Origin of the sequence: Enterobacter sp. BNK-29 (assembly GCF_048684785.1) — a bacterium.
Taxonomy (GTDB): Bacteria; Pseudomonadota; Gammaproteobacteria; order Enterobacterales; family Enterobacteriaceae; genus Enterobacter; species Enterobacter cloacae_M.
Genome location: NZ_JBLQTU010000001.1, coordinates 3,370,093 through 3,391,611 on the forward strand (window position 1 = coordinate 3,370,093; position 21,519 = coordinate 3,391,611).

Annotated in this window: 21 protein-coding genes; 14 read left to right on the forward strand and 7 right to left on the reverse strand. The window is 59.4% G+C overall.

All coding sequences use genetic code 11. The features are described 5' to 3' along the window. Window positions 1-12 precede the first annotated feature (12 nt). Together modF and modE are read right to left on the reverse strand one after the other, a co-directional pair. Window positions 13-1,485 carry a molybdate ABC transporter ATP-binding protein ModF gene (gene modF, locus ACMGGX_RS16095; protein WP_059346360.1) on the reverse strand — a complete coding sequence of 491 codons (1,473 nt, stop codon included), beginning with the start codon at window positions 1,483-1,485 and terminating at the stop codon, window positions 13-15. A gap of 67 nt (window positions 1,486-1,552) precedes the next feature. After that, a complete protein-coding gene (modE, locus tag ACMGGX_RS16100) occupies window positions 1,553-2,341 on the reverse strand; it encodes a molybdenum-dependent transcriptional regulator (protein ID WP_420298596.1) in 789 nt (262 codons plus the stop codon). 127 nt (window positions 2,342-2,468) lie between these two features. On the opposite strand from modE, the gene ACMGGX_RS16105 reads away from it, so the two are divergent. The 4 genes from ACMGGX_RS16105 (at window position 2,469) to modC (ending at window position 5,320) form a co-directional block, all read left to right on the forward strand. Beyond that, entirely contained in the window at window positions 2,469-2,618 is a 150-nt protein-coding gene (locus tag ACMGGX_RS16105; RefSeq protein ID WP_023310811.1) for an AcrZ family multidrug efflux pump-associated protein, read from the forward strand. A 178-nt stretch (window positions 2,619-2,796) separates the two neighbouring features. After that, entirely contained in the window at window positions 2,797-3,570 is a 774-nt protein-coding gene (gene modA / locus ACMGGX_RS16110) for a molybdate ABC transporter substrate-binding protein (protein ID WP_420298597.1), read from the forward strand. Next, the gene (gene modB / locus ACMGGX_RS16115; RefSeq protein ID WP_063440592.1) at window positions 3,570-4,259 is read left to right on the forward strand and encodes a molybdate ABC transporter permease subunit; all 690 of its coding nucleotides are present in this window, start codon (window positions 3,570-3,572) and stop codon (window positions 4,257-4,259) included. Before modA ends, modB begins: the two co-directional genes overlap by 1 nt. 2 nt (window positions 4,260-4,261) lie before the next feature. Next, window positions 4,262-5,320: a molybdenum ABC transporter ATP-binding protein ModC gene (gene modC, locus ACMGGX_RS16120; protein ID WP_029742082.1), complete on the forward strand. Its 1,059-nt coding sequence runs from the start codon at window positions 4,262-4,264 to the stop codon at window positions 5,318-5,320. Here the strand turns inward: modC and ACMGGX_RS16125 are convergent, their stop codons facing one another. Beyond that, entirely contained in the window at window positions 5,321-6,139 is an 819-nt protein-coding gene (locus tag ACMGGX_RS16125) for a pyridoxal phosphatase (RefSeq protein ID WP_126795114.1), read from the reverse strand. Window positions 6,140-6,279: 140 nt separating this feature from the next. On the opposite strand from ACMGGX_RS16125, the gene pgl reads away from it, so the two are divergent. Next, a complete protein-coding gene (pgl, locus tag ACMGGX_RS16130) occupies window positions 6,280-7,275 on the forward strand; it encodes a 6-phosphogluconolactonase (protein WP_023292974.1) in 996 nt (331 codons plus the stop codon). Between the two features lie 120 nt (window positions 7,276-7,395). On the opposite strand, the gene ACMGGX_RS16135 is transcribed toward pgl, so the two are convergent. Next, window positions 7,396-8,679 carry a putative acyl-CoA thioester hydrolase gene (locus ACMGGX_RS16135; RefSeq protein WP_420298598.1) on the reverse strand — a complete coding sequence of 428 codons (1,284 nt, stop codon included), beginning with the start codon at window positions 8,677-8,679 and terminating at the stop codon, window positions 7,396-7,398. A 226-nt stretch (window positions 8,680-8,905) separates the two neighbouring features. Here ACMGGX_RS16135 and hutI point away from each other — a divergent pair, with 226 nt between their 5' ends. The 5 genes from hutI (at window position 8,906) to hutH (ending at window position 15,151) form a co-directional block, all read left to right on the forward strand. Next, window positions 8,906-10,129: an imidazolonepropionase gene (gene hutI, locus ACMGGX_RS16140; RefSeq protein WP_420298599.1), complete on the forward strand. Its 1,224-nt coding sequence runs from the start codon at window positions 8,906-8,908 to the stop codon at window positions 10,127-10,129. Then, on the forward strand, window positions 10,126-11,064 hold the full coding sequence (hutG, locus tag ACMGGX_RS16145; protein ID WP_348560778.1) for a formimidoylglutamase: 939 nt from the start codon (window positions 10,126-10,128) through the stop codon (window positions 11,062-11,064). Before hutI ends, hutG begins: the two co-directional genes overlap by 4 nt. Before the next feature lie 19 nt (window positions 11,065-11,083). Beyond that, a complete protein-coding gene (locus ACMGGX_RS16150) occupies window positions 11,084-11,818 on the forward strand; it encodes a histidine utilization repressor (protein ID WP_023310841.1) in 735 nt (244 codons plus the stop codon). A gap of 127 nt (window positions 11,819-11,945) precedes the next feature. Beyond that, window positions 11,946-13,631: a urocanate hydratase gene (gene hutU, locus ACMGGX_RS16155; protein WP_420298600.1), complete on the forward strand. Its 1,686-nt coding sequence runs from the start codon at window positions 11,946-11,948 to the stop codon at window positions 13,629-13,631. Then, on the forward strand, window positions 13,631-15,151 hold the full coding sequence (gene hutH, locus ACMGGX_RS16160) for a histidine ammonia-lyase (RefSeq protein ID WP_063440577.1): 1,521 nt from the start codon (window positions 13,631-13,633) through the stop codon (window positions 15,149-15,151). Before hutU ends, hutH begins: the two co-directional genes overlap by 1 nt. 97 nt (window positions 15,152-15,248) lie before the next feature. Here the strand turns inward: hutH and ACMGGX_RS16165 are convergent, their stop codons facing one another. After that, the gene (locus tag ACMGGX_RS16165; protein WP_348560781.1) at window positions 15,249-15,725 is read right to left on the reverse strand and encodes a kinase inhibitor; all 477 of its coding nucleotides are present in this window, start codon (window positions 15,723-15,725) and stop codon (window positions 15,249-15,251) included. A gap of 48 nt (window positions 15,726-15,773) precedes the next feature. Further along, window positions 15,774-17,063, reverse strand: coding sequence for an adenosylmethionine--8-amino-7-oxononanoate transaminase (gene bioA / locus ACMGGX_RS16170; RefSeq protein WP_420298601.1), 1,290 nt, complete (start codon window positions 17,061-17,063; stop codon window positions 15,774-15,776). A gap of 86 nt (window positions 17,064-17,149) precedes the next feature. Between bioA and bioB the strand changes: the two genes are divergently transcribed. From bioB to bioD, 4 genes are read left to right on the forward strand one after another with little or no spacing between them, the layout of a single operon-like run. Next, the gene (bioB, locus tag ACMGGX_RS16175) at window positions 17,150-18,190 is read left to right on the forward strand and encodes a biotin synthase BioB (RefSeq protein ID WP_181594633.1); all 1,041 of its coding nucleotides are present in this window, start codon (window positions 17,150-17,152) and stop codon (window positions 18,188-18,190) included. Continuing rightward, the gene (gene bioF / locus ACMGGX_RS16180) at window positions 18,187-19,344 is read left to right on the forward strand and encodes an 8-amino-7-oxononanoate synthase (protein WP_181594634.1); all 1,158 of its coding nucleotides are present in this window, start codon (window positions 18,187-18,189) and stop codon (window positions 19,342-19,344) included. Before bioB ends, bioF begins: the two co-directional genes overlap by 4 nt. Further along, window positions 19,328-20,083 (forward strand): malonyl-ACP O-methyltransferase BioC, encoded by a 756-nt coding sequence (bioC, locus tag ACMGGX_RS16185; RefSeq protein ID WP_126795096.1) that lies wholly within the window; start codon window positions 19,328-19,330, stop codon window positions 20,081-20,083. Before bioF ends, bioC begins: the two co-directional genes overlap by 17 nt. Next, entirely contained in the window at window positions 20,076-20,777 is a 702-nt protein-coding gene (gene bioD, locus ACMGGX_RS16190) for a dethiobiotin synthase (RefSeq protein WP_420298602.1), read from the forward strand. The genes bioC and bioD overlap by 8 nt, the downstream gene beginning before the upstream one ends. Here bioD and ACMGGX_RS16195 read toward each other — a convergent pair. Continuing rightward, window positions 20,740-21,462 carry an ABC transporter ATP-binding protein gene (locus ACMGGX_RS16195; RefSeq protein ID WP_032661226.1) on the reverse strand — a complete coding sequence of 241 codons (723 nt, stop codon included), beginning with the start codon at window positions 21,460-21,462 and terminating at the stop codon, window positions 20,740-20,742. The genes bioD and ACMGGX_RS16195 overlap by 38 nt on opposite strands. Window positions 21,463-21,519 lie beyond the last annotated feature (57 nt).

Here is a 21,519-nt window from a genome sequence, read left to right on the forward strand (position 1 = left end):
AGCCCTCCACGGTTAATCGACGTTGCTGAGAAGGTAGCGATAACCCTCACCGTCCGGAACAAACTCCAGGCGATGCGTGATGCAGGCGGGGGCATCTTCGGCATGATGTGAAACGAACAGCAGCTGCGTTTCACCTTCGCTAATCAGCACGTCCACAAAGCGGCGGATAAGCTGTCGATTCAGCGGATCGAGTCCCTGCAGCGGTTCGTCGAGGATCAGAAGCGTAGGGTGTTTCACCAGCGCGCGAACGATCAGGGCCAGGCGCTGCTGCCCCCACGACAGACTATGAAACGGCGCGTCAGCGACCCGGTTGTCCATGCCCAGGATATCCAGCCACTGCTGGGCCAGCTTGTGCTGTTTGTCCGACACCGCCTGATAAATACCGATGGAATCAAAATACCCGGAAAGGATCACGTTGCGTACCGTGGTACTGACCCGGTAATCCAGATGCAGGCTGCTGCTGACGTAGCCGATATGTTTTTTAATATCCCAGATGGTTTCGCCGCTGCCGCGACGCCGACCAAACAGCGTCAGATCGTTGCTATAGCCCTGCGGGTGATCGCCGGTGATCAGGCTCAGCAGCGTGGATTTTCCCGCGCCGTTAGGGCCGACAATCTGCCAGTGTTCGCCGGGATTGACCGTCCAGCTAAGACGGTTGAGGATCGGGCGATCGTCATAAGAGACTATCCCATCCCGCAGCACGATGCGCGGCTGGTGGGGATCGAGCGCATGGCGGGCCGAAGGGGCGTCAGGTTCCGGAAGAGTAATTCCGTCGAGTTGTTCACTGTGCGCGAGCTGGGCAATGAGCGCCTGCTTGAGCAGCGCTGTTTTTTCACCGGTCTCGGTCAGGTTACAGTCGGCCAGTACGCCCGCGTGCTGAATAAAGTCCGGAATTTCATCGAAGCGGTTAAGCACCAAAACCAGGGTATAGCCCTGCTGGTTAAGCGACTCCAGCAGGGCCGCCAGCTGCGCACGGGACTGCACGTCAAGGCCGTCAAACGGTTCGTCGAGGATAAGCAGTTCGGGCTCGCTCATCAGCGCCTGGCAAAGCAGCGTTTTTCGCGTCTCGCCGGTAGAAAGGTATTTAAAGCGCCGGTTAAGCAGGGCGGTGATGCCGAACCGTTCTGCCAGGCGCTGACAGCGGGCGGGATCTTTCACCTCATCCTGAATAATTTCCGCCGTCGTACGGCCGGTATCTTCTTCGCCTGGGCTGAGTAAATCAGTGTTATTGCGCTGCCACTCGTCGCTTACCAGCTTTTGCAGCTGTTCAAATGACAGGCGCGTCAGGCGCGTAAAGTCGCTCTGGTATTCGCCCTTGAGGAGGGGGAGCTCGCCGGCCAGCGCGCGGGCCAGCGCGGATTTACCGCTGCCGTTAGTGCCGACAAACGCCCAGCTTTCACCCGCGCGTATCGTCAAATCAGCAATCGTCAGCGTTCGGGTATCGCTAAGACGAAACGTGCCTTGCGAAATATGCAATGATGACATGATTTATCCCTGTTTTTGCAGCAATAGATATCAGGGATACGCACTGTCGGCGCGATTGTCAATGCGCTCAGCACAATGTGGCGATAATCACCCGGTCTGCGTTGAACCAGGCGGTAACAACAGAACCTTCTTCTAAACCGTCCGCTTCGCTAAGCGGTATCGTCGCGCAAAGCGGTTGCCCGTCTGCCAGGGTCATCAGCACTTCGCACTGCGCCTGGCCGCGTTCGATATGGCTAATTGCACCCTGAAGCTGGTTATCGGCTGCCTTTGCGGCGTCGGGATCGCGCGTGATATTGACCCACGGCGCTTTCAGCAGCACCAGCACCTCTTTACCTTCATCGAGCTCAAGGCGCTCTGCGCTCTGCGCCGTTATTGCGGCCTTCAGACGGGTGGTGCCATCGGCAAGCAGGATCTCAATATGCTGCTGTATCTGGAGATTGTCGCGCGCCGTCACCTTACCAAACCACTGGTTGCGGGCGCTGGTTTGTAACGAGAAGCGGGAAATGGCGGCCAGCAAGCTGTCCAGCGGAACGTTATCGTCGTCGCTCAACGCGTCAAACGCCTTTTGCTGGATCTGGGCCAGCAGATCGTAAAGCTGAATAAGGCGCTGGCCATAGCGCGTCACGATCGCACCGCCGCCGCCTTTGCCGCCTGTGGCTCTGTCCACCAGCGGTTGTTCGCTCAGGGTGTTCATTTCGTTAATGGCGTCCCAGGCACTTTTGTAGCTGATGCCCGCGTTTTTCGCCCCCTGGCTAATCGAGCCCGTTTGTTCTATTTGTTTAAGCAGGGCGATACGTCGCGGATCGGCGAAAAGCTTTTGCTGAAGTCGTAGAGTGAGGAGAATTTCGGCCTGCATAACAGTGTCCTGGCAAAAAGAGTATTGTGACCCAAATGGTGCAGGGCGCAAAGGGTACCGCACAAAAGGGGATGTTTTTCTCACTTGAAAAGGTAGAATGAGCTATTCACAATATCTGGAGAAAACCATGTTAGAGTTGTTGAAAAGTCTGGTATTCGCCGTGATCATGGTACCAGTAGTGATGGCCATCATCCTCGGTGCCATCTACGGCCTGGGTGAAGTGTTCAACGTCTTTTCGAACATTGGTCACAAAGACCAGGCTAAAAAGCAGCATTGATTCCCCACAAAACGCCCGGCGAGTCCGGGCGTTTTGCTCTCAAGATTTTCCCGTTTACGCCGATATTATTTAACGCATCACCCCGGTTTACCCCTTCAGCGGTACGATTAAACGCTGGGATCTCCCTGACGTTACCGTTATATTAATATGTATATAACGCTACTCACAGGAGTTACAGATGGCACGTTCATGGGTACGCCTTTTCGCAGGGGCAACGCTGACGCTTTCACTTACCGGACACGCGCTGGCGGACGAAGGTAAAATCACGGTCTTTGCCGCGGCGTCTCTGACCAACGCGCTGCAGGACATCGCGGCGGCGTATAAAAAAGAGAAAAACGTCGAGGTGGTCTCCTCGTTTGCCTCTTCCTCTACGTTGGCGCGCCAGATAGAAGCGGGCGCACCGGCGGATCTGTTCATCTCGGCTGACCAGAAGTGGATGGATTACGCGGCGGAGAAGAGATCGATTGATGCCACAACCCGCGAAACGCTGCTGGGGAATAGCCTGGTTGTCGTGACGCCAAAAGCCAGCGCGCAGGCGGACTTCACCATCAACAAACAGACCAACTGGACGAGCCTGCTGAACGGTGGCCGTCTGGCTGTGGGCGACCCGGAGCACGTTCCGGCCGGGATTTATGCCAAAGAAGCGCTACAAAAGCTGGGCGCATGGGAGACATTGTCACCGAAGCTGGCCCCGGCGGAAGACGTGCGCGGCGCGCTGGCGCTGGTTGAGCGCAACGAAGCCCCGCTGGGCATTGTGTATGGCTCTGATGCCGTTGCCAGTAAAGGGGTAAAAGTAGTCGCAACGTTCCCGGAAGACTCCCACAAGAAAGTGGAATATCCTGTTGCGATTGTTGATGGACATAAAAATGCGGCCGTGACGGCCTTCCGCGATTACCTGAAAGGGCCGGAGGCGTCCGCAATCTTTAAACGCTATGGATTTACGACTCACTGATGATATTGACCGATCCTGAATGGCAGGCTGTTCTGCTGAGCCTAAAAGTCTCCTCCCTGGCGGTTGCGCTGAGTTTGCCCTTTGGGATCTTCTTTGCCTGGCTACTGGTTCGCTGTCAATTTCCCGGCAAAACGCTGCTCGACAGCGTGCTGCATCTTCCGCTCGTTTTGCCGCCCGTGGTGGTCGGTTACCTGCTGCTGATTTCGATGGGGCGACGCGGTTTTATCGGCGAGAAGCTCTACGACTGGTTTGGGCTGACGTTTGCATTTAGCTGGCGCGGTGCGGTGCTGGCGGCGGCGGTGATGTCATTCCCGCTGATGGTGAGGGCGATACGCCTCGCGCTGGAAGGCGTGGACATGAAGCTCGAACAGGCGGCCCGCACGCTGGGCGCAGGGCGCTGGCGCGTCTTTTTCACCATCACGCTCCCGCTTACGCTACCGGGCATTATTGTCGGGACGGTGCTGGCCTTCGCCCGCTCGCTGGGCGAGTTTGGCGCGACGATCACCTTTGTGTCGAATATCCCCGGCGAGACGCGAACTATTCCGTCGGCAATGTATACCCTGATTCAAACGCCGGGCGGTGAAGGCGCAGCGGCGCGGCTATGTATTATTTCAATTGTGCTGGCGCTGGCATCGCTAATGGTGTCTGAATGGCTGGCGCGGCTCAGCCGCCAGCGGATGGGGAAATAAGCATGCTGGAACTCCATTTCACCCAGACGCTGGGAAACCATACCCTTACGCTTAACGAGACGCTGCCGGCAAGCGGAATCACCGCTATCTTTGGCGTGTCGGGGGCGGGAAAAACGTCGCTGATTAATGCCATCAGCGGCCTGACCCGCCCGCAGTCTGGCCGTATTGTCCTGAATGACCGCGTCCTGAATGACGTGGAGAACAAAATTTACCTCTCGCCGGATAAACGCCGCATCGGCTATGTTTTCCAGGACGCGCGCCTGTTCCCGCACTACAGCGTGCGCGGCAACCTGCGTTACGGCATGGCGAAAAGCATGGCCGGGCAGTTTGATAAGCTGGTGACGCTTTTAGGCATTGAGCCTCTGCTCGACAGGCTGCCATCCTCGCTTTCCGGCGGAGAAAAACAGCGTGTGGCCATTGGCCGCGCGTTGCTCACAGCCCCCGAGCTGCTGCTGCTCGACGAACCGTTGGCCTCGCTCGATATTCCGCGTAAACGCGAACTTCTGCCTTATCTACAGCGCCTGACGCGGGAAATTAATATTCCTATGCTCTACGTCAGCCATTCGCTGGATGAGATCCTCCATCTGGCCGACAAGGTGCTGGTGCTGGAAGAGGGCAGCGTGAAGGCGTTCGGCAACCTGGAAGAGGTGTGGGGCAGCAGCGTAATGCACCCCTGGTTACCCAGGGAACAGCAGAGCAGCATTCTTAAAGTGAGCGTTCTGGAACATCATCCGCACTACGCGATGACCGCGCTGGCGCTGGGCGACCAGCATCTGTGGGTCAATAAGATCGACAAACCGCTACAGTCCGCGCTGCGGATTCGCATCCAGGCGTCGGACGTCTCGCTGGTTCTGCAGCCGCCGCTGCAAACCAGTATTCGAAATATTCTGCGCGCCAAAGTCGCGGAGTGTTTTGATGATAACGGGCAGGTGGAAGTGAAGCTTGAAGTCGGCAGCAGGACGCTCTGGGCGCGCATCAGCCCGTGGGCGAGGGACGAGTTAGGGATCAAACCCGGCCTGTGGCTATACGCGCAAATTAAGAGCGTCTCGATCACCGCCTGATTACAGCAGGTGGGTATAAATGTACTGCGCGATGCTGTCGGTGGTGTTGTCACCAATTACCACGTTGGCGCGGGCTTTTACCGCGTCGTCGGCATTGCCCATCGCCACGCCGGTACCGGCGGCTTCGAGCATGCTGATGTCGTTGTAGTTGTCACCGAAGGCGATCACGTCACGCATCGACCCGCCCTGAGATTCTACATACTGCGTCAGGCGCTTGCCTTTGCTGTTGCCTTTGCGGGCAATGTCCACCTGGTCATGCCAGGACCATTCGCACTCCAGACCCAGCGTTTGTTCCACGTGTTTTGCGAAGGTATTCAGTTTGGTGGTGTCTTCATCGGTCAGGGCGAATTTCCAGATAGCCTCAACGTCCTGGGCTGCCTGACGCAGGGAGGAAACCTGGGTAAAGACCGGACGCTGCGCTTCAGGCAGGGACAACGCCCAGTTGCTGGTGCGCACCACATGGCCAGTAGGGCGCTCGTACACCATCGCGTTATCCACGTACATCAGGCCGTGAACGGCATGCTCATCCAGCAGATCGATCAGCTGCAGCGCCTGGGGAACCGGCAGCGGGTCGGATTCTAAAACCTTTTTTGCCTGATAATCATACAAATAAGTGCCATTACAACAAATTGCAGGTGTATCTAACGCCAGTGCCTGATAAAAAGGGTGAATGGCAACGTGATGTCGACCCGTTACGATAAGGAGTTGATATCCCACTTCCTGCGCGCGTTTTAGCGCCTCAAGGGAGGAGGGGAGAAGGGTTTTTTGCGGCGTCAGTAAGGTACCGTCTAAATCCAGAGCAATCACACGCGAGGTCATCTGTTTTCCCGGGTTAATATTGAATTTACGTTTTGATGGGATGGTACACCGAGAGGCGAACGCTTCAAAACTCCTGTCGACAATTCAGCATTCACCGTCAAAAGTTAACTACTTTCATGCGCAGTGAGGAGTGAATATTCATGAAACAAACCGTTTATACCGCCAGTCCTGAAAGCCAGCAGATCCACGTCTGGCGTTTAAATACCGAAGGGACACTCACGCTGGTTCAGGTTGTTGATGTGCCAGGCCAGGTGCAACCGATGGTCATCAGCCCGGATAAACGTTTCTTGTACGTGGGTGTGCGCCCGGAGTTCCGCGTGCTGGCCTATCGCATTTCTCCGGACGATGGCGCGCTGACGTACACTGCCGAAGCCCCGTTGCCGGGCAGCCCAACCCATATCTCGACCGATCGTAAAGGCAACTTTGTCTTCAGCGGCTCGTATAACGCGGGCTGCGTCAGCGTAACGCGTCTGGAAGATGGTATTCCGGTCGAAACCGTGGATGTGGTGGAAGGGCTTGAAGGCTGCCACTCGGCGAATATCTCTCCGGATAACCGCACGCTGTGGGTGCCTGCGCTGAAGCAGGATCGTATCTGCCTGTTCACCCTGAGCGACGATGGTCATCTGGTGGCGCAGAATCCTGCCGAAGTGACTACCGTTGAAGGTGCCGGCCCGCGCCATATGGTCTTCCATCCGAACCAGCAGTATGCCTACGTGGTCAATGAGCTGAATAGCTCTGTGGACGTATGGGAACTGAAAGATCCAAACGGTCAGATTGAGTGCGTGCAGACGCTGGACATGATGCCGTCTGATTTCTCCGATACCCGCTGGGCGGCGGATATCCACATTACGCCAAATGGTCGCCATCTGTACGCCTGTGACCGTACCTCCAGCCTGATTACCGTCTTTAGCGTCTCTGAAGACGGCAGCGTGCTGGCGATTGAAGGGTTCCAGCCAACGGAAACCCAGCCGCGCGGCTTTAATATCGATCACAGCGGTAAATACCTGATTGCGGCGGGGCAGAAATCCCACCACATCGCGCTGTATGAAATTAAAGGCGAGCAGGGGCTACTGGAAGAGAAAGGGCGTTACGCCGTAGGCCAGGGGCCAATGTGGGTCGTGGTCAACGCTCACTAAGCGGTTAAAAACAAAAAACCTCGCGAATGCGAGGTTTTTTTATGCCCGGAGGCAGTGCGTCTACCTGGCCTACGGGTTATGTATGCCGGGTAAGGCGAAGCCGCCACCCGGCAAAACAGCTTACTGCTTCGGCTCAGCAACCACTTTGCTACCCAGACCGCGGTTGTTGTATTCCCACATGCGGTTGAAGTTAGCGTCGTTCAGGTTGCGCTGCACGTTCCCTTTATCATCCACTGCGCCGGTATTGCCGGAGAATGGACGTTTGGAGATTGCGGCATCAGCCCACGGCTTCGCCATGTTGAAGCCTTCGTTGATCACGCTGTCGCGGATCACGACCTGGCCGTTGGTCGCAGAGTCCACGTCCAGGGAGCGTCCCAGCTGCGCCACGCCGTCACCGGCAGCATTAAAGCGGCTGTTCACGGCCAGGAAGCCGTAGAAGAGGTTAGACTGGGTTGCCGGAGCAAACACGTAACCTTCCTGCTGAGTACGTGAGTTCACCACGCGGAAATCGGTATTATCAAACACCACCGCGCCGCGACCGGACACCAGATCCACGTCACCTTCAACGTAGCTGTTGGTCACCAGGGTACGGGTCAGGCGGTTATTCTGCAGGGTGTTCTGCACGCCGCTGTTGGTCACGAAGAAGGTGTTCTGACGGCCAAGAATGTTGACGTTATTAATCTGCACCTTATCGCCATCGCTACGTAGCGCAACGGCCTGGTGGCTGCCGGCATCAACGCTGTCGCCCAGGGTATTCTGAATGGTCAGGTTCTGCAGCTGCAGACCGTTATTCTGAGACCAGAACACCGCCGAGCACATCACGCCAATGGTGGCGGAACGCTTGCTCTGGCAGTTATCAAACATGTACCACGCCGGTTTACCCGGCATATATTTACCGGCCGGGTTCACCAGGTGACGCCAGGCGTTGCTGTCGATTTCGGAATCAATCGCCAGGCCAATTTTTACGTCGATCGCTTTTTCGCCCAGACCGTAAAGCGTAATGCTGCCAGGGGCCGCCGGAACATACACGGTGCCCTCATATTCACCCGGCAGGATCGCGATGTACTGGCGAGACGCGCTGTGTTTAGTGATGGCAGCATCAACCGCAGCCTGAATAGAGGTATGCGTTACGCCCTGCACACCCGCCGGGCCAACCACGAAGTCAGGCTGTTTAGGCAGGTTAATAGAAGACGGTGTCCACGGCGCAGCGTTAGGATCCATCGCCGAGAAGTAGTGCGCACGATCGAAGTTCTTCGCTTCATCAGCGGACAAAATCGGGCGGGAGGCGGTACCGGGCGCAACCTGCTCAGAAGGACGCTGATCCGGTGGTGTTGAACTACATGCGGATAAGGTCACGCCAAAGGCGAGTGCTAACGCCAGACGGGAAATCCTGGAAATGTTCAAGGTAGAGCTCCTGGGTATGCAAGTCTTAAACGGGATAGACGAAATAGCCTGCTTTTTTATACTAAGTTGAGCGAAACGGGAAGATAAAAAGGGTAAAAGTTGCATTTTTAGCCCCGGAGCGGCAGGTAAGTGATCACAAATAAATAACATTTTCAGTCAAGGCGGTTGACAGTAGACGGTGGATGCAAATAAATGTCTATACAACCTAAGACAAGTGGAATGCCCCATGCAGCAGATTCATCCCGACGATGTAATATGGCGAAATGCGCGACTGGCTACGATGGCGCCGGACGTACCTGCGCCTTATGGACTGAAAGAGCAACACGCCCTGGTCGTGCGCGGCCACACTATTCTGGCCGTGATCCCTGAATCTGACATTCCTTCCGGACACCGTCACTGTGTCGATCTTCAGGGACGTCTGGTCACGCCTGGCCTGATTGACTGCCACACCCACCTGGTATTTGGCGGCGACCGCGCGGCGGAGTGGGAGCAGCGTCTGAACGGCGTCTCTTATCAAACCATCAGCGCCCAGGGGGGCGGGATTAACGCTACCGTGACGGCGACGCGCAGCAGCTCAGCCGAAACCTTGCTGAAACTGGCGCAGCAGCGGCTCCAGCGTCTCATGAATGAAGGCGTGACGACCGTTGAAATCAAATCGGGATACGGGCTCAACGCCGAGGCCGAAGAGAAGATGCTGCAGGTTGCCCGCCAGCTGGGCCTCAATAATCCGATCGATATCAGCCCAACGCTGCTGGCGGCCCATGCGGTTCCGCCGGAATACCGGCAGGATCCGGATGCTTACCTCACGCTGGTCTGCGAGCAGATACTGCCCACGCTGTGGCAAAAAGAGTTATATGAAGCAGTCGACGTGTTTTGTGAAAACGTCGGCTTTACCCCGTCGCAAACCGAGCGCCTTTTCCAGGCTGCCGCCGCGCTCGGTATCCCGGTGAAAGGACATGTCGAGCAGCTGTCGAATCAGGGCGGCGCGGCGCTGGTCAGCCAGTATAAGGGCCTTTCCGCCGATCATATTGAGTATCTCGACGACGCAGGCGTGCAGGCGATGGCGGAAAGCGGCACGGTTGCCGTCCTGTTGCCGGGGGCGTTCTATTTTCTTCAGGAGCGCCAGCGTCCGCCGGTTGAACAGCTCAGAAAACAGGGCGTGCCGATGGCGGTCGCCACCGACTATAACCCCGGCACCAGCCCGTTTGCGAGCCTGCACCTGGCGATGAACATGGCCTGCGTCCAGTTTGGCCTGACCCCGGAAGAAGCCTGGGCTGGCGTCACGCGCCATGCCGCGCAGGCGCTGGGCCGTGGCGCAACCCACGGGCAGCTGCGGGAAGGGTTTGTTGCCGATTTTATCGTCTGGGATGCTCATCATCCGGTTGAGATGGTCTACGAGCCGGGACGCAACCCGCTGTATCAACGTATTTTCCGTGGGGAGGCAGTATGAGGTTATGGCGGCCCGTAGCCGAAACCGTCTGGCAGGGGCGCGACGACAGCGCCGAGGCCAGCAGTGCAAAGCGCATTTTCCAGACGATAAAGCAGCAGGGCCAGTTCACGCCGCTTTCATCCGGCATCGCGCTGATAGGCTTTGAATGTGATGAAGGGGTAAAACGCAATCAGGGCAGGCCCGGCGCCGTGCAGGCACCGGATATGCTGCGAAAAGCGCTGGCAAATATGGCTAGCCATCAGGGGCATGACCGGCTGGCGGATATGGGCTCGGTGTACGTTGAAGGCGGAGAGCTGGAAGCGGCACAGCAGGCGTTAAGCGATGCCGTCACGGCCTGTCAGCAGTCCGGGATGCGGACGCTGGTGTTTGGCGGCGGGCACGAAACCGCGTGGGCGCACGGTCGCGGCGTGCTGGACGCCTTTCCGAACGAGCGGGTTGTCATTATCAACCTTGATGCCCATCTCGATCTGCGCAAGGCCGATCAGGCCACATCCGGCACCCCGTTTCGCCAGCTGGCGCGCTACTGCGATGAGCGCGGGCGGGAATTTCACTATGCCTGCCTTGGCGTAAGCCGGGCGGCGAACACGCTGGCGCTGTGGGATGAGGCCGAACGCCTGAACGTCACGCTGGTGGAAGATCTCCATTTCAGGCGCGATGCGCTATCCGCGCTGGAAAAGGTACTGGCACAGGCCGACCGTATCTATCTGACGATCGATCTGGACGTCCTGCCCGCCAGCGAAATGCCTGCCGTGTCCGCACCGGCTGCGTTAGGCATACCGGCGCTGGATCTTCTCCCGGTTATCGAACAAATCTGCCGCAGCGGTAAGCTACAGGCCGCCGATTTGGTAGAGTTTAACCCGCAGTACGATCGGGACGGGCAGGGCGCTAAGCTCGCCGCCCGCCTGGCCTGGCAAATTGCTCACTGGTGGGCATAACACTATTCAAGGAGTCACGATGTTTTCACGCTCACCTCTGCCGCAGTCGAGCCCTCCCGCGCCTTTCTATGAAAAGGTGAAGCAGGCAATTAGCGAAAAAATCGCTACCGGCGTCTGGCGGCCGCACGATCGCATTCCTTCGGAGGCCGAGCTGGTGGCGCAGTTTGGTTTTAGCCGGATGACCGTCAACCGGGCGCTGCGCGAGCTGACCGACGAAGGGCTTCTGGTGCGCCTGCAGGGCGTGGGGACGTTTGTGGCGGAACCGAAAGGACAGTCGGCCCTGTTTGAAATCCGCAGCATTGCGGACGAGATAGCCGCGCGTAATCATCAGCACCGCTGCGAGGTGCTGGTGCTCGAAGAGACCCAGGCCAGCGCCGAGCAGGCCACGGAGCTTAACGTCAAGGAGGGAAGCCGCATTTTCCACTCCGTGATGGTGCATTTCGAAAACGACATTCCGGTGCAGATTGAAGATCGCTGCGTTAACGCTGAGCGGATACCGGACTATCTGAACCAGGATTACACCCAGACCACGCCGCATGCCTATCTCTCGCTCGTCGCACCGCTGACGGAAGGGGAGCACATTGTGGAGGCCGTGCGCGCCACGCCGCAGGAGTGCGAAAGGCTGCGCATTAAAGAGCACGATCCGTGCCTGCTGATCCGCCGCCGAACCTGGTCCTCGTCGCACATTGTGTCGCATGCCCGGCTGCTTTTCCCGGGGAATCGCTACCGGCTGCAGGGCCACTTCATGTCATAAGTTTTATAAGCGTGATCGCTAACGCAATATAACAAAATTGTATCTTTTTTGTTAAATCTGACCTTGTGTGTGCTTGTCTATACAAGTATATCTAAATGCATCATCTGTCCCCTATGAGGAGCACACAATGTCGTCAGGTAAATACCGCCAGCAGGACGTCCGCGCCGCGCGCGGCACCACGCTTACCGCCAAAAGCTGGCTCACCGAAGCCCCGCTGCGCATGTTGATGAACAACCTCGACCCTGAGGTGGCGGAGAACCCCCACGAGCTGGTGGTCTACGGCGGCATAGGCCGCGCCGCGCGCAACTGGGAATGCTATGACGCAATTGTAAAATCCCTGACCGAACTCGAAAACGACGAAACCCTGCTGGTACAGTCCGGCAAGCCGGTTGGCGTGTTCAAAACGCACAAAAACGCGCCGCGCGTGCTGATCGCTAACTCTAACCTCGTGCCGCACTGGGCCACGTGGGAACACTTCAACGAACTGGACGCGAAAGGGCTGGCGATGTATGGCCAGATGACCGCGGGGAGCTGGATCTACATCGGCAGCCAGGGGATCGTGCAGGGCACCTACGAGACCTTCGTGGAAGCCGGTCGCCAGCACTATAACGGCTCGCTGAAAGGCCGCTGGGTATTGACCGCGGGTCTCGGCGGCATGGGCGGCGCGCAGCCGCTGGCCGCCACGCTTGCCGGCGCGTGCTCGCTCAACATTGAGTGCCAGCAGAGCCGCATTGATTTCCGTCTGCGCACCCGCTACGTCGATGAGCAGGCAACCGATCTGGACGATGCGCTGGCGCGTATCAAAAAATACACCGCCGAAGGCAAAGCGGTGTCGATTGCCCTGTGCGGCAACGCGGCGGACATTCTCCCGCAGCTCGTCGCCCGCGGCGTACGTCCGGATCTGGTCACCGACCAGACCAGCGCCCATGACCCGCTGCACGGTTATCTGCCAAAAGGCTGGACGTGGGAAGAATATCAGCAAAAAGCGGAAACCGACCCGGAAGGCACGGTACTTGCCGCGAAACGCTCTATGGCCGAGCACGTCTCCGCCATGCTGGCCTTCAGCCAGATGGGCATTCCGACCTTTGACTACGGCAACAACATCCGCCAGATGGCGAAAGAGATGGGCGTGAATAACGCCTTTGACTTCCCGGGCTTTGTTCCTGCCTATATTCGTCCGCTGTTCTGCCGCGGCATCGGTCCGTTCCGCTGGGTTGCCCTGTCCGGTGACCCGGAGGATATCTACAAAACCGACGCCAAAGTGAAGGAGATCGTCGCTGATGACGAACATCTTCACCACTGGCTGGACATGGCCCGCGAGCGCATTAACTTCCAGGGCCTGCCGGCGCGTATCTGCTGGGTAGGGCTGGAGTGGCGTCAAAAACTCGGCCTCGCCTTCAACGAAATGGTGCGCAGCGGTGAAGTCTCCGCGCCGATCGTCATCGGCCGCGACCACCTGGACTCCGGCTCCGTCGCCAGCCCGAACCGCGAAACCGAAGCCATGCGCGACGGCTCGGATGCGGTCTCCGACTGGCCGCTGCTGAACGCTCTGCTGAATACCGCCAGCGGCGCGACCTGGGTGTCGCTGCACCACGGCGGCGGCGTGGGGATGGGCTTCTCCCAGCATTCCGGGATGGTCATCGTCTGCGACGGAACCGATGAAGCCGCCGCGCGTATCGCTCGCGTACTGCACAACGACCCGGCAACCGGCGTGATGCGTCACGCGGATGCGGGTTACGAAATTGCCATTGACTGTGCCAAAGAGCAGGGCCTAAACCTGCCGATGATCCCTGCCACACAAGGAAAGCATTAATGAACGCATTAACACTCACCCCCGGCTCGCTGACGCTCAAGCAGCTGCGTAACGTCTGGCGTAAACCGGTTACCCTTTCGCTGGATGCAAGTGCCCACGCCGCCATTAACGACAGCGTCGCCTGCGTCGAAGCCATCGTTGCCGAAGGGCGCACCGCCTACGGGATTAACACCGGCTTTGGCCTGCTGGCACAGACCCGCATCGCGACACACGATCTGGAAAACTTACAGCGTTCGCTGGTGTTGTCACACGCGGCGGGCGTGGGTCAGCCGCTGGACGATGAGATTGTCCGTCTGATGATGGTGCTCAAAATCAACAGCCTGGCCCGCGGCTTCTCCGGCATTCGACTGAGCGTGATTCAGGCGCTGATGGCGCTGGTGAATGCGGAAGTCTATCCGTGGATCCCGGCGAAAGGTTCCGTCGGCGCATCCGGCGATCTTGCGCCGCTGGCGCACATGTCTCTGCTGCTGCTGGGGGAAGGCAAAGCGCGCTGGCAGGGCGAGTGGCTTCCTGCGAAAGAGGCGCTGAAAAAAGCCGGGTTAAACCCGATCACCCTGGCGGCGAAAGAGGGGCTGGCGCTGCTGAACGGCACGCAGGCATCGACCGCTTTCGCGCTGCGCGGCCTGTTTGAAGCGGAAGATCTGTTTGCCTCGGCGGTGGTGTGCGGTGCGCTGACCACCGAAGCCGTGCTGGGCTCGCGTCGCCCGTTCGATGCCCGCATCCACGAGGTGCGCGGTCAGCGCGGGCAGATTGATGCCGCCGCGATGTACCGTCACGTGCTTACCGACACCAGCGAAATTGCCGATTCACACCATAACTGCGAGAAGGTTCAGGATCCTTATTCCCTGCGCTGCCAGCCGCAGGTGATGGGCGCGTGCCTGACGCAGCTGCGTCAGGCGGCAGAAGTGCTGCTGGTGGAGGCCAACGCGGTGTCCGACAATCCGCTGGTGTTCGCCCAGGAAAACGAGGTGGTCTCCGGAGGCAACTTCCACGCCGAGCCGGTGGCAATGGCGGCGGATAATATCGCCCTGGCGATCGCCGAAGTCGGCGCGTTGTCCGAGCGCCGCATCGCGCTGATGATGGATAAACATATGTCCCAGCTGCCGCCGTTCCTCGTGCGTAACGGCGGGGTCAACTCGGGCTTTATGATTGCCCAGGTGACCGCGGCGGCGCTGGCGAGCGAGAACAAAGCCCTGTCGCACCCGCACAGCGTGGACAGCCTGCCAACGTCAGCGAACCAGGAGGATCACGTTTCGATGGCGCCAGCTGCCGGGCGTCGTCTCTGGGAAATGGCCTCCAACACCCGCGGCGTGCTGGCGGTGGAGTGGCTGGCGGCATGTCAGGGTGTCGATCTGCGTGAAGGGCTAAAATCCAGCCCGCTGCTGGAACAGGCGCGTCATGTGCTGCGCGAGCACGTATCGCACTACGATGATGACCGCTTCTTTGCGCCGGATATTGATAAGGCGATGCAGCTTCTGGAAGAGGGAAGCCTTGTAGGACTGCTACCTTCGGTGCTGTGATTTTTTGCCCTCACCCTCTCCCACAGGGAGAGGGAATTCCCGGTTTTCTCCCTCTCCCTGTGGGAGAGGGCCGGGGTGAGGGCATCAGCCCGCACTATTAAGAATACATTGCCGTAATCGACGCGCTGCCCAGCGAATGGAAATGCACGTTAAACCCTACCATCGCGCCGCTCGCCCCTTCATCGACCTCAATCTTCTCCACATCCAGCGCGTGCACCGTGAAGATATAGCGGTGGGTTTCCCCTTTTGGCGGCGCCGCGCCGCCATAGCCCGCTTTACCAAAATCGGTGCGCGTCTGAATGGCGCCTTCAGGCAGGGCAACCAGGTCTGAACCGGAACCCTGCGGCAGGACGCGCGTGTTGGCAGGCAGGTTCGCCACAATCCAGTGCCACCAGCCGGAGCCGGTCGGCGCATCCGGGTCGTAGCAGGTCACGACAAAGCTTTTGGTTCCGGCCGGAACCTCGTCCCACGCCAGGTGCGGGGAGATATTGTCTCCCTGATACCCCATGCCGTTGAATACGTGGCGTTCCGGCAGTTTTTCACCGTCGCGCAGATCTTTACTGATGATTTTCATACGGTTTACCCTCGTTGATCGCTCGTCCAGCAAGTGTAATGCATAGGGTTACATCGTGAAATGCGCGGGAATGTTAACGGCTGTTACAACCGCGTCGGTTAATTTACGCAGCTGCTCCGGCGTAATGCTGTACGGCGGCATCAGGTAGATAAGCTTGCCGAAAGGCCGCACCCAGACGCCCTGCTCAACGAAGAAGCGCTGCAGCGCCGCCATATTCACCGGATGGGTGGTTTCAATCACGCCGATGGCGCCCAGCACGCGCACGTCTGCCACGAAATTCGCACCCGAGGCGGCGCTCAGCTCGTCTTTCAGCTGCGCCTCAATCGCCGCAACCTGCGTCTGCCACTCGCCGCTCTCCAGAATGGCGAGGCTTTCGCTTGCAACGGCGCAGGCCAGCGGGTTGCCCATAAACGTCGGGCCGTGCATAAAGCAGCCCGCCTCGCCGTCGCTGACGGTGTCGGCAACGTGACGGGTCGTGAGCGTGGCGGAGAGCGTCATGGTGCCGCCGGTCAGCGCTTTACCCAGACACAGAATATCCGGCGCAATGCCCGCATGCTCGCAGGCAAACAGCCTGCCGGTGCGGCCAAAGCCGGTGGCGATCTCATCGGCAATCAGCAGAATGCCCTCGCGGTCGCACATCTTGCGAATACGCCTCAGCCATTCCGGATGGTACATCCGCATTCCGCCTGCGCCCTGCACAATCGGCTCCAGGATCACGGCGGCGATTTCATGGCGATGCGCCGCCATCAGCCTGGCGAAACCGACCATGTCCATCTCGTTCCACTCGCCGTCGAAACGGCTCTGCGGGGCCGGGGCGAACAGGTTTTCCGGCAGATAGCCTTTCCACAGGCTGTGCATGGAGTTGTCCGGATCGCACACCGACATCGCCCCGAAGGTATCCCCGTGATAGCCGTTGCGGAAGGTGAGGAAGCGCTGGCGCGTTTCACCCTTCGCGTGCCAGTACTGCAGCGCCATTTTCATCGCCACTTCCACCGCCACGGAGCCGGAATCGGCCAGGAACACGCACTCCAGCGATTCAGGCGTCATCGCAACCAGGCGACGGCATAAATCCACCGCGGGCTGATGGGTTATCCCGCCAAACATCACGTGCGACATCTGGTCAATCTGCGCCTTCATCGCCGCATTCAGGCGCGGGTGGTTGTACCCGTGAATGGCCGCCCACCACGAAGACATCCCGTCAACGAGCCGTTCGCCGCTGGCGAGGTGCAGCTCGCAGCCGTGGGCCGAGGCCACCGGATAAACGGGAAGAGGGCGGGTAGTGGAGGTGTAAGGGTGCCAGATATGCTGCTTGTCGAAGGCGAGATCGTCCTGGGTCATAATCGACTTGTAAACCATTTTGAAAAGTTTTAGGTTTACGAGTATAAACCGAACCGAAAATTAACAAAACCCTTTGGAGAAGCCCGATGGCTCACCACGCACGCTGGACGATGTCGCAAGTCACTGAATTATTCAACAAACCTTTTCTTGAGCTGATGTTCGAAGCCCAACAGGTGCATCGTCAGCACTTCGATCCGCGCCATGTTCAGGTCAGCACGCTGCTGTCGATCAAAACCGGTGCCTGTCCTGAAGACTGCAAATATTGCCCGCAGAGCGCGCGCTATAAAACCGGCCTGGAGTCCGAACGGCTGATGGAAGTGGAGCAGGTGCTCGACTCCGCCCGCAAGGCGAAAAACGCCGGCTCGACCCGCTTCTGCATGGGCGCGGCGTGGAAAAACCCGCACGACCGCGACATGCCGTATCTGGAGCAGATGGTGAAGGGCGTGAAGGAGATGGGCCTCGAAGCCTGTATGACGCTCGGCACGCTGAACGAGGAGCAGGCGCTGCGCCTCTCTGCGGCGGGGCTGGACTACTACAACCACAACCTCGACACCTCGCCGGAGTTTTACGGCAACATCATCACCACGCGGACCTATCAGGAGCGTCTGGACACGCTGGATAAAGTGCGTGACGCGGGGATCAAGGTCTGCTCGGGCGGTATCGTGGGCTTAGGCGAAACGGTGAAAGACCGCGCGGGCCTGCTGCTGCAGCTGGCGAACCTGCCGACCCCGCCGGAAAGCGTGCCGATCAACATGCTGGTGAAGGTCAAGGGCACGCCGCTGGCGGACAACGACGACGTGGATGCGTTTGATTTTATTCGCACCATCGCGGTGGCGCGCATCATGATGCCGACCTCTTTCGTGCGCCTCTCTGCCGGTCGCGAGCAGATGAACGAGCAGACCCAGGCGATGTGCTTTATGGCCGGAGCCAACTCCATCTTCTACGGCTGCAAGCTGCTGACCACGCCGAACCCGGAAGAGGACAAAGACGTTCAGCTGTTCCGCAAGCTGGGGCTTAACCCGCATCAGACGGAGGTGCTGACGGGCGATAACGAGCAACAGCAGCAGCTGGAGCAGCAGATTTTCAACGCCGACACCGACCAGTTCTACAACGCGGCAGCCGTATGACCTGGCAGGCACGAATAAATACCGCGCTGGACGAACGCCGGGCGGCAGAGGCGTTTCGCGTTCGCAGGGTGGTGGAAAACGGCGCGGGCCGTTTTCTTACCCGCGAGGGGCGGCAGTTTTGTAATTTCTCCAGCAACGACTATCTCGGGCTGAGCCAGCATCCGGCCATCATCCGCGCCTGGCAGCAGGGTGCGGAGCGGTTTGGCGTGGGCAGCGGCGGCTCGGGACACGTCAGCGGCTACACCACGGCGCATCAGGCGCTGGAAGAGGCGCTTGCCGACTGGCTCGGCTACCCGCGCGCGCTGCTGTTCATCTCCGGCTTTGCCGCCAACCAGGCGGTCATTACCGCCCTGATGGGAAAAGAGGACCGGATTGTCGCCGACCGCCTGAGCCACGCCTCGCTGCTGGAGGCGGCAAATTTAAGCCCGGCGCAGCTGCGCCGCTTTGCCCATAACGATGCGGGGCAGCTCGCCGCGCTGCTGGATAAACCCTGCGACGGACAGCAGCTGGCGGTCACCGAAGGTGTGTTCAGCATGGACGGCGACAGCGCGCCGCTTGCCGCGCTGCACGAGGCAGCAAAGCGGCAAAACGCATGGCTGCTGGTCGACGATGCCCACGGCATTGGCGTAATGGGCGACGAAGGTCGCGGCAGCGCATATCAGCAAAACGTGAAGCCGGAGCTGCTGATTGTCACCTTCGGCAAAGGCTTTGGCGCCAGCGGCGCCGCCGTGCTGTGCAGCGAGTCCGTCGCCGACTATCTGCTGCAGTTTGCCCGACACCTGATCTACAGCACCAGCATGCCTCCGGCGCAGGCCGTGGCGCTGTCTGCGTCGCTGGCGGTGATCCGCAGCGCAGAAGGGGATGAACGTCGCCAGCAGCTGGCAGAGCATATCTCCCGCTTCCGCAAGGGGTTAGCGGCGCTGCCCTTCCACAGTCCCGATTCGCAAAGCGCCATCCAGCCGGTGATTGTCGGCGAAAACGGCCGCGCGCTGGCGCTGGCACAGGCGCTGCGCGAGCGCGGCATGTGGGTGACCGCCATTCGCCCGCCAACGGTCCCGCCGGGTACCGCGCGGCTGCGTTTAACCCTGACGGCGGCGCATGAGGCTCGGGATATCCAGACGCTGCTGGAGGCGCTCCATGACGCCGGTGAATAAGCAGGCCGTCGCGGCGGCATTTGGCCGGGCCGCGCAGAGCTATTCGCAGCACGATGAGCTGCAACGTCAGAGCGCGCAGGGGCTTCTGGTCGCGCTTGGCGAGAACCGTTTTCCGCAGGTGCTGGACGCCGGCTGTGGTCCCGGCAGCAACAGCCGCTACTGGCGCGGGGCGGGAAGCCAGGTCACGGCTATCGACCTCTCAGAGCAGATGCTCGATGAGGCGCGTCAGCGGCAGGCAGCGGATCGCTATCTGCTGGCGGATATCGAGGCGATCCCGCTGGCGGATGCGCAGTTCGATCTGGTCTGGAGTCATCTGGCGGTCCAGTGGTGCAGCAGCCTGCCGCAGGCCTTGCGCGAGCTTTATCGCGTGGCGCGACCGGGCGGGAAGGTGGCTTTTACCACCCTGCTGGAAAGCTCGCTGCCGGAGCTGAATCAGGCGTGGAAAGCGGTGGATGAGCAGCCGCACGCTAACCGATTTTTATCGCATGAGCAGGTGACGCAGGCGCTGGCAGGCTGGCGCTATCGCAGCACGGTGCAGACCATCACCCTCAATTTTAGCGATGCGTTGAGCGCGATGCGATCGCTGAAGGGCATCGGGGCCACGCACCTGCACGCCGGGCGGGAGAAAAAACCGCTGACCCGGGGACAGCTGCAGCGTCTGGAGCTGGCCTGGCCGCAGCAGCGGGGACATTTCCCGCTCTCTTATCAACTTTTTCATGGGATTATCGAACGTGAGTGAACGTTATTTTGTCACCGGAACGGATACGGAAGTGGGAAAAACGGTGGCCAGCTCGGCGCTGCTGCAGGCGGCGCGAAAGCTTGGGAAAAACACCGCCGGATATAAGCCGGTTGCTTCCGGCAGCGAGATGACGGCGGAAGGGTTACGCAATACCGACGCGCTGGCGCTCCAGCGTAACAGCACGCGTGAGCTTGCCTATTCAGCGGTGAATCCGTACACCTTTGCCGAGCCGACCTCGCCGCACATCATCAGCGCTGACGAAGGTCGTCCGATTGATTTCACCGTGCTGTCAGCCGGGTTACGGACGCTGGAAAGGCAGGCCGACTGGGTGCTGGTGGAAGGTGCAGGGGGCTGGTTTACGCCGCTTTCGGACACGCAGACGTTTGCTGACTGGGTGCAGGCCGAGCAGCTTCCCGTCATTCTGGTCGTCGGCGTCAGGCTGGGCTGCATCAATCACGCCATGTTGACCGCGCAGGCCGTACAGCAGGCCGGGCTGATGCTGGCGGGCTGGATAGCCAACGACGTGGTTGCGCCGGGGAAACGACACCAGGAGTATCTGGCGACGCTCAGGCGAGTACTTCCCGCCCCGTGCCTCGGGGAAATTCCCTGGCTTGCTGATGGCGTGGAAAATGCCGACACCGGGCGTTATCTCGATCTCAGCGTCTTGCTTCCCGCGACATCCAGTGCGCGATAAGCTCGTCATCCAGCTCGTTAACGTGGCCCTGCGCCACGTTACGCCCGCGATAGAGCATGCAGAAACGGTCCGCAACCCGGCGGATAAACGACAGCTGCTGCTCCGCTAGCAGCACCGTCATACCTAACTCCCGGTTTAAGCGCGCCAGCAGCTGCCCCAGCTTCTGGGCGAAGCTGTGTCCTGCGCCGTGCAGGGGCTCATCGAGGATCAGCAGGTGCGGACGGTTCACCAGCGCATTAGCCAGCGCCAGCTGGTACTGGTCGTCCGGAGAGAGCGTGTTCGCACGGGCCTGTCGCAATGCGTAGAGCGCCGGAAACAGGTCGTAAACGTCACTTTTCGCTTCCGGGTTGGGTTTCCCCATCGCCCGCATGGCGATATGCAGATTTTCCTCAATCGTTAACTGGGAGAAGATCCGCCTGTCCTGAGGGACATAGCCTATCCCCGGTCCTGAGCGCTGTTCTGGCGGCAGGTTAAGCAAGTCGCGCGGCGGCGCGCCCGCCTCGTGCCAGATGATGCTGCCGCTTTCAACGGGCACTCTCCCGGCGATGCAATTCATGAGGGTGGTTTTCCCCATCCCCGGCAGGCCAACGACGCCTGTACACATCCCTTGCGGAAAATCCAAATTCACGTTCCATAGCGTATGTTGGCTTCCGTAAAACTGATTCACAGCACGCAGACTCAACATCTTTTTCTCCTTAAAAATGTGTGTAGGTGAGGCTCGTGTTTGAATCTGCAAAACCCC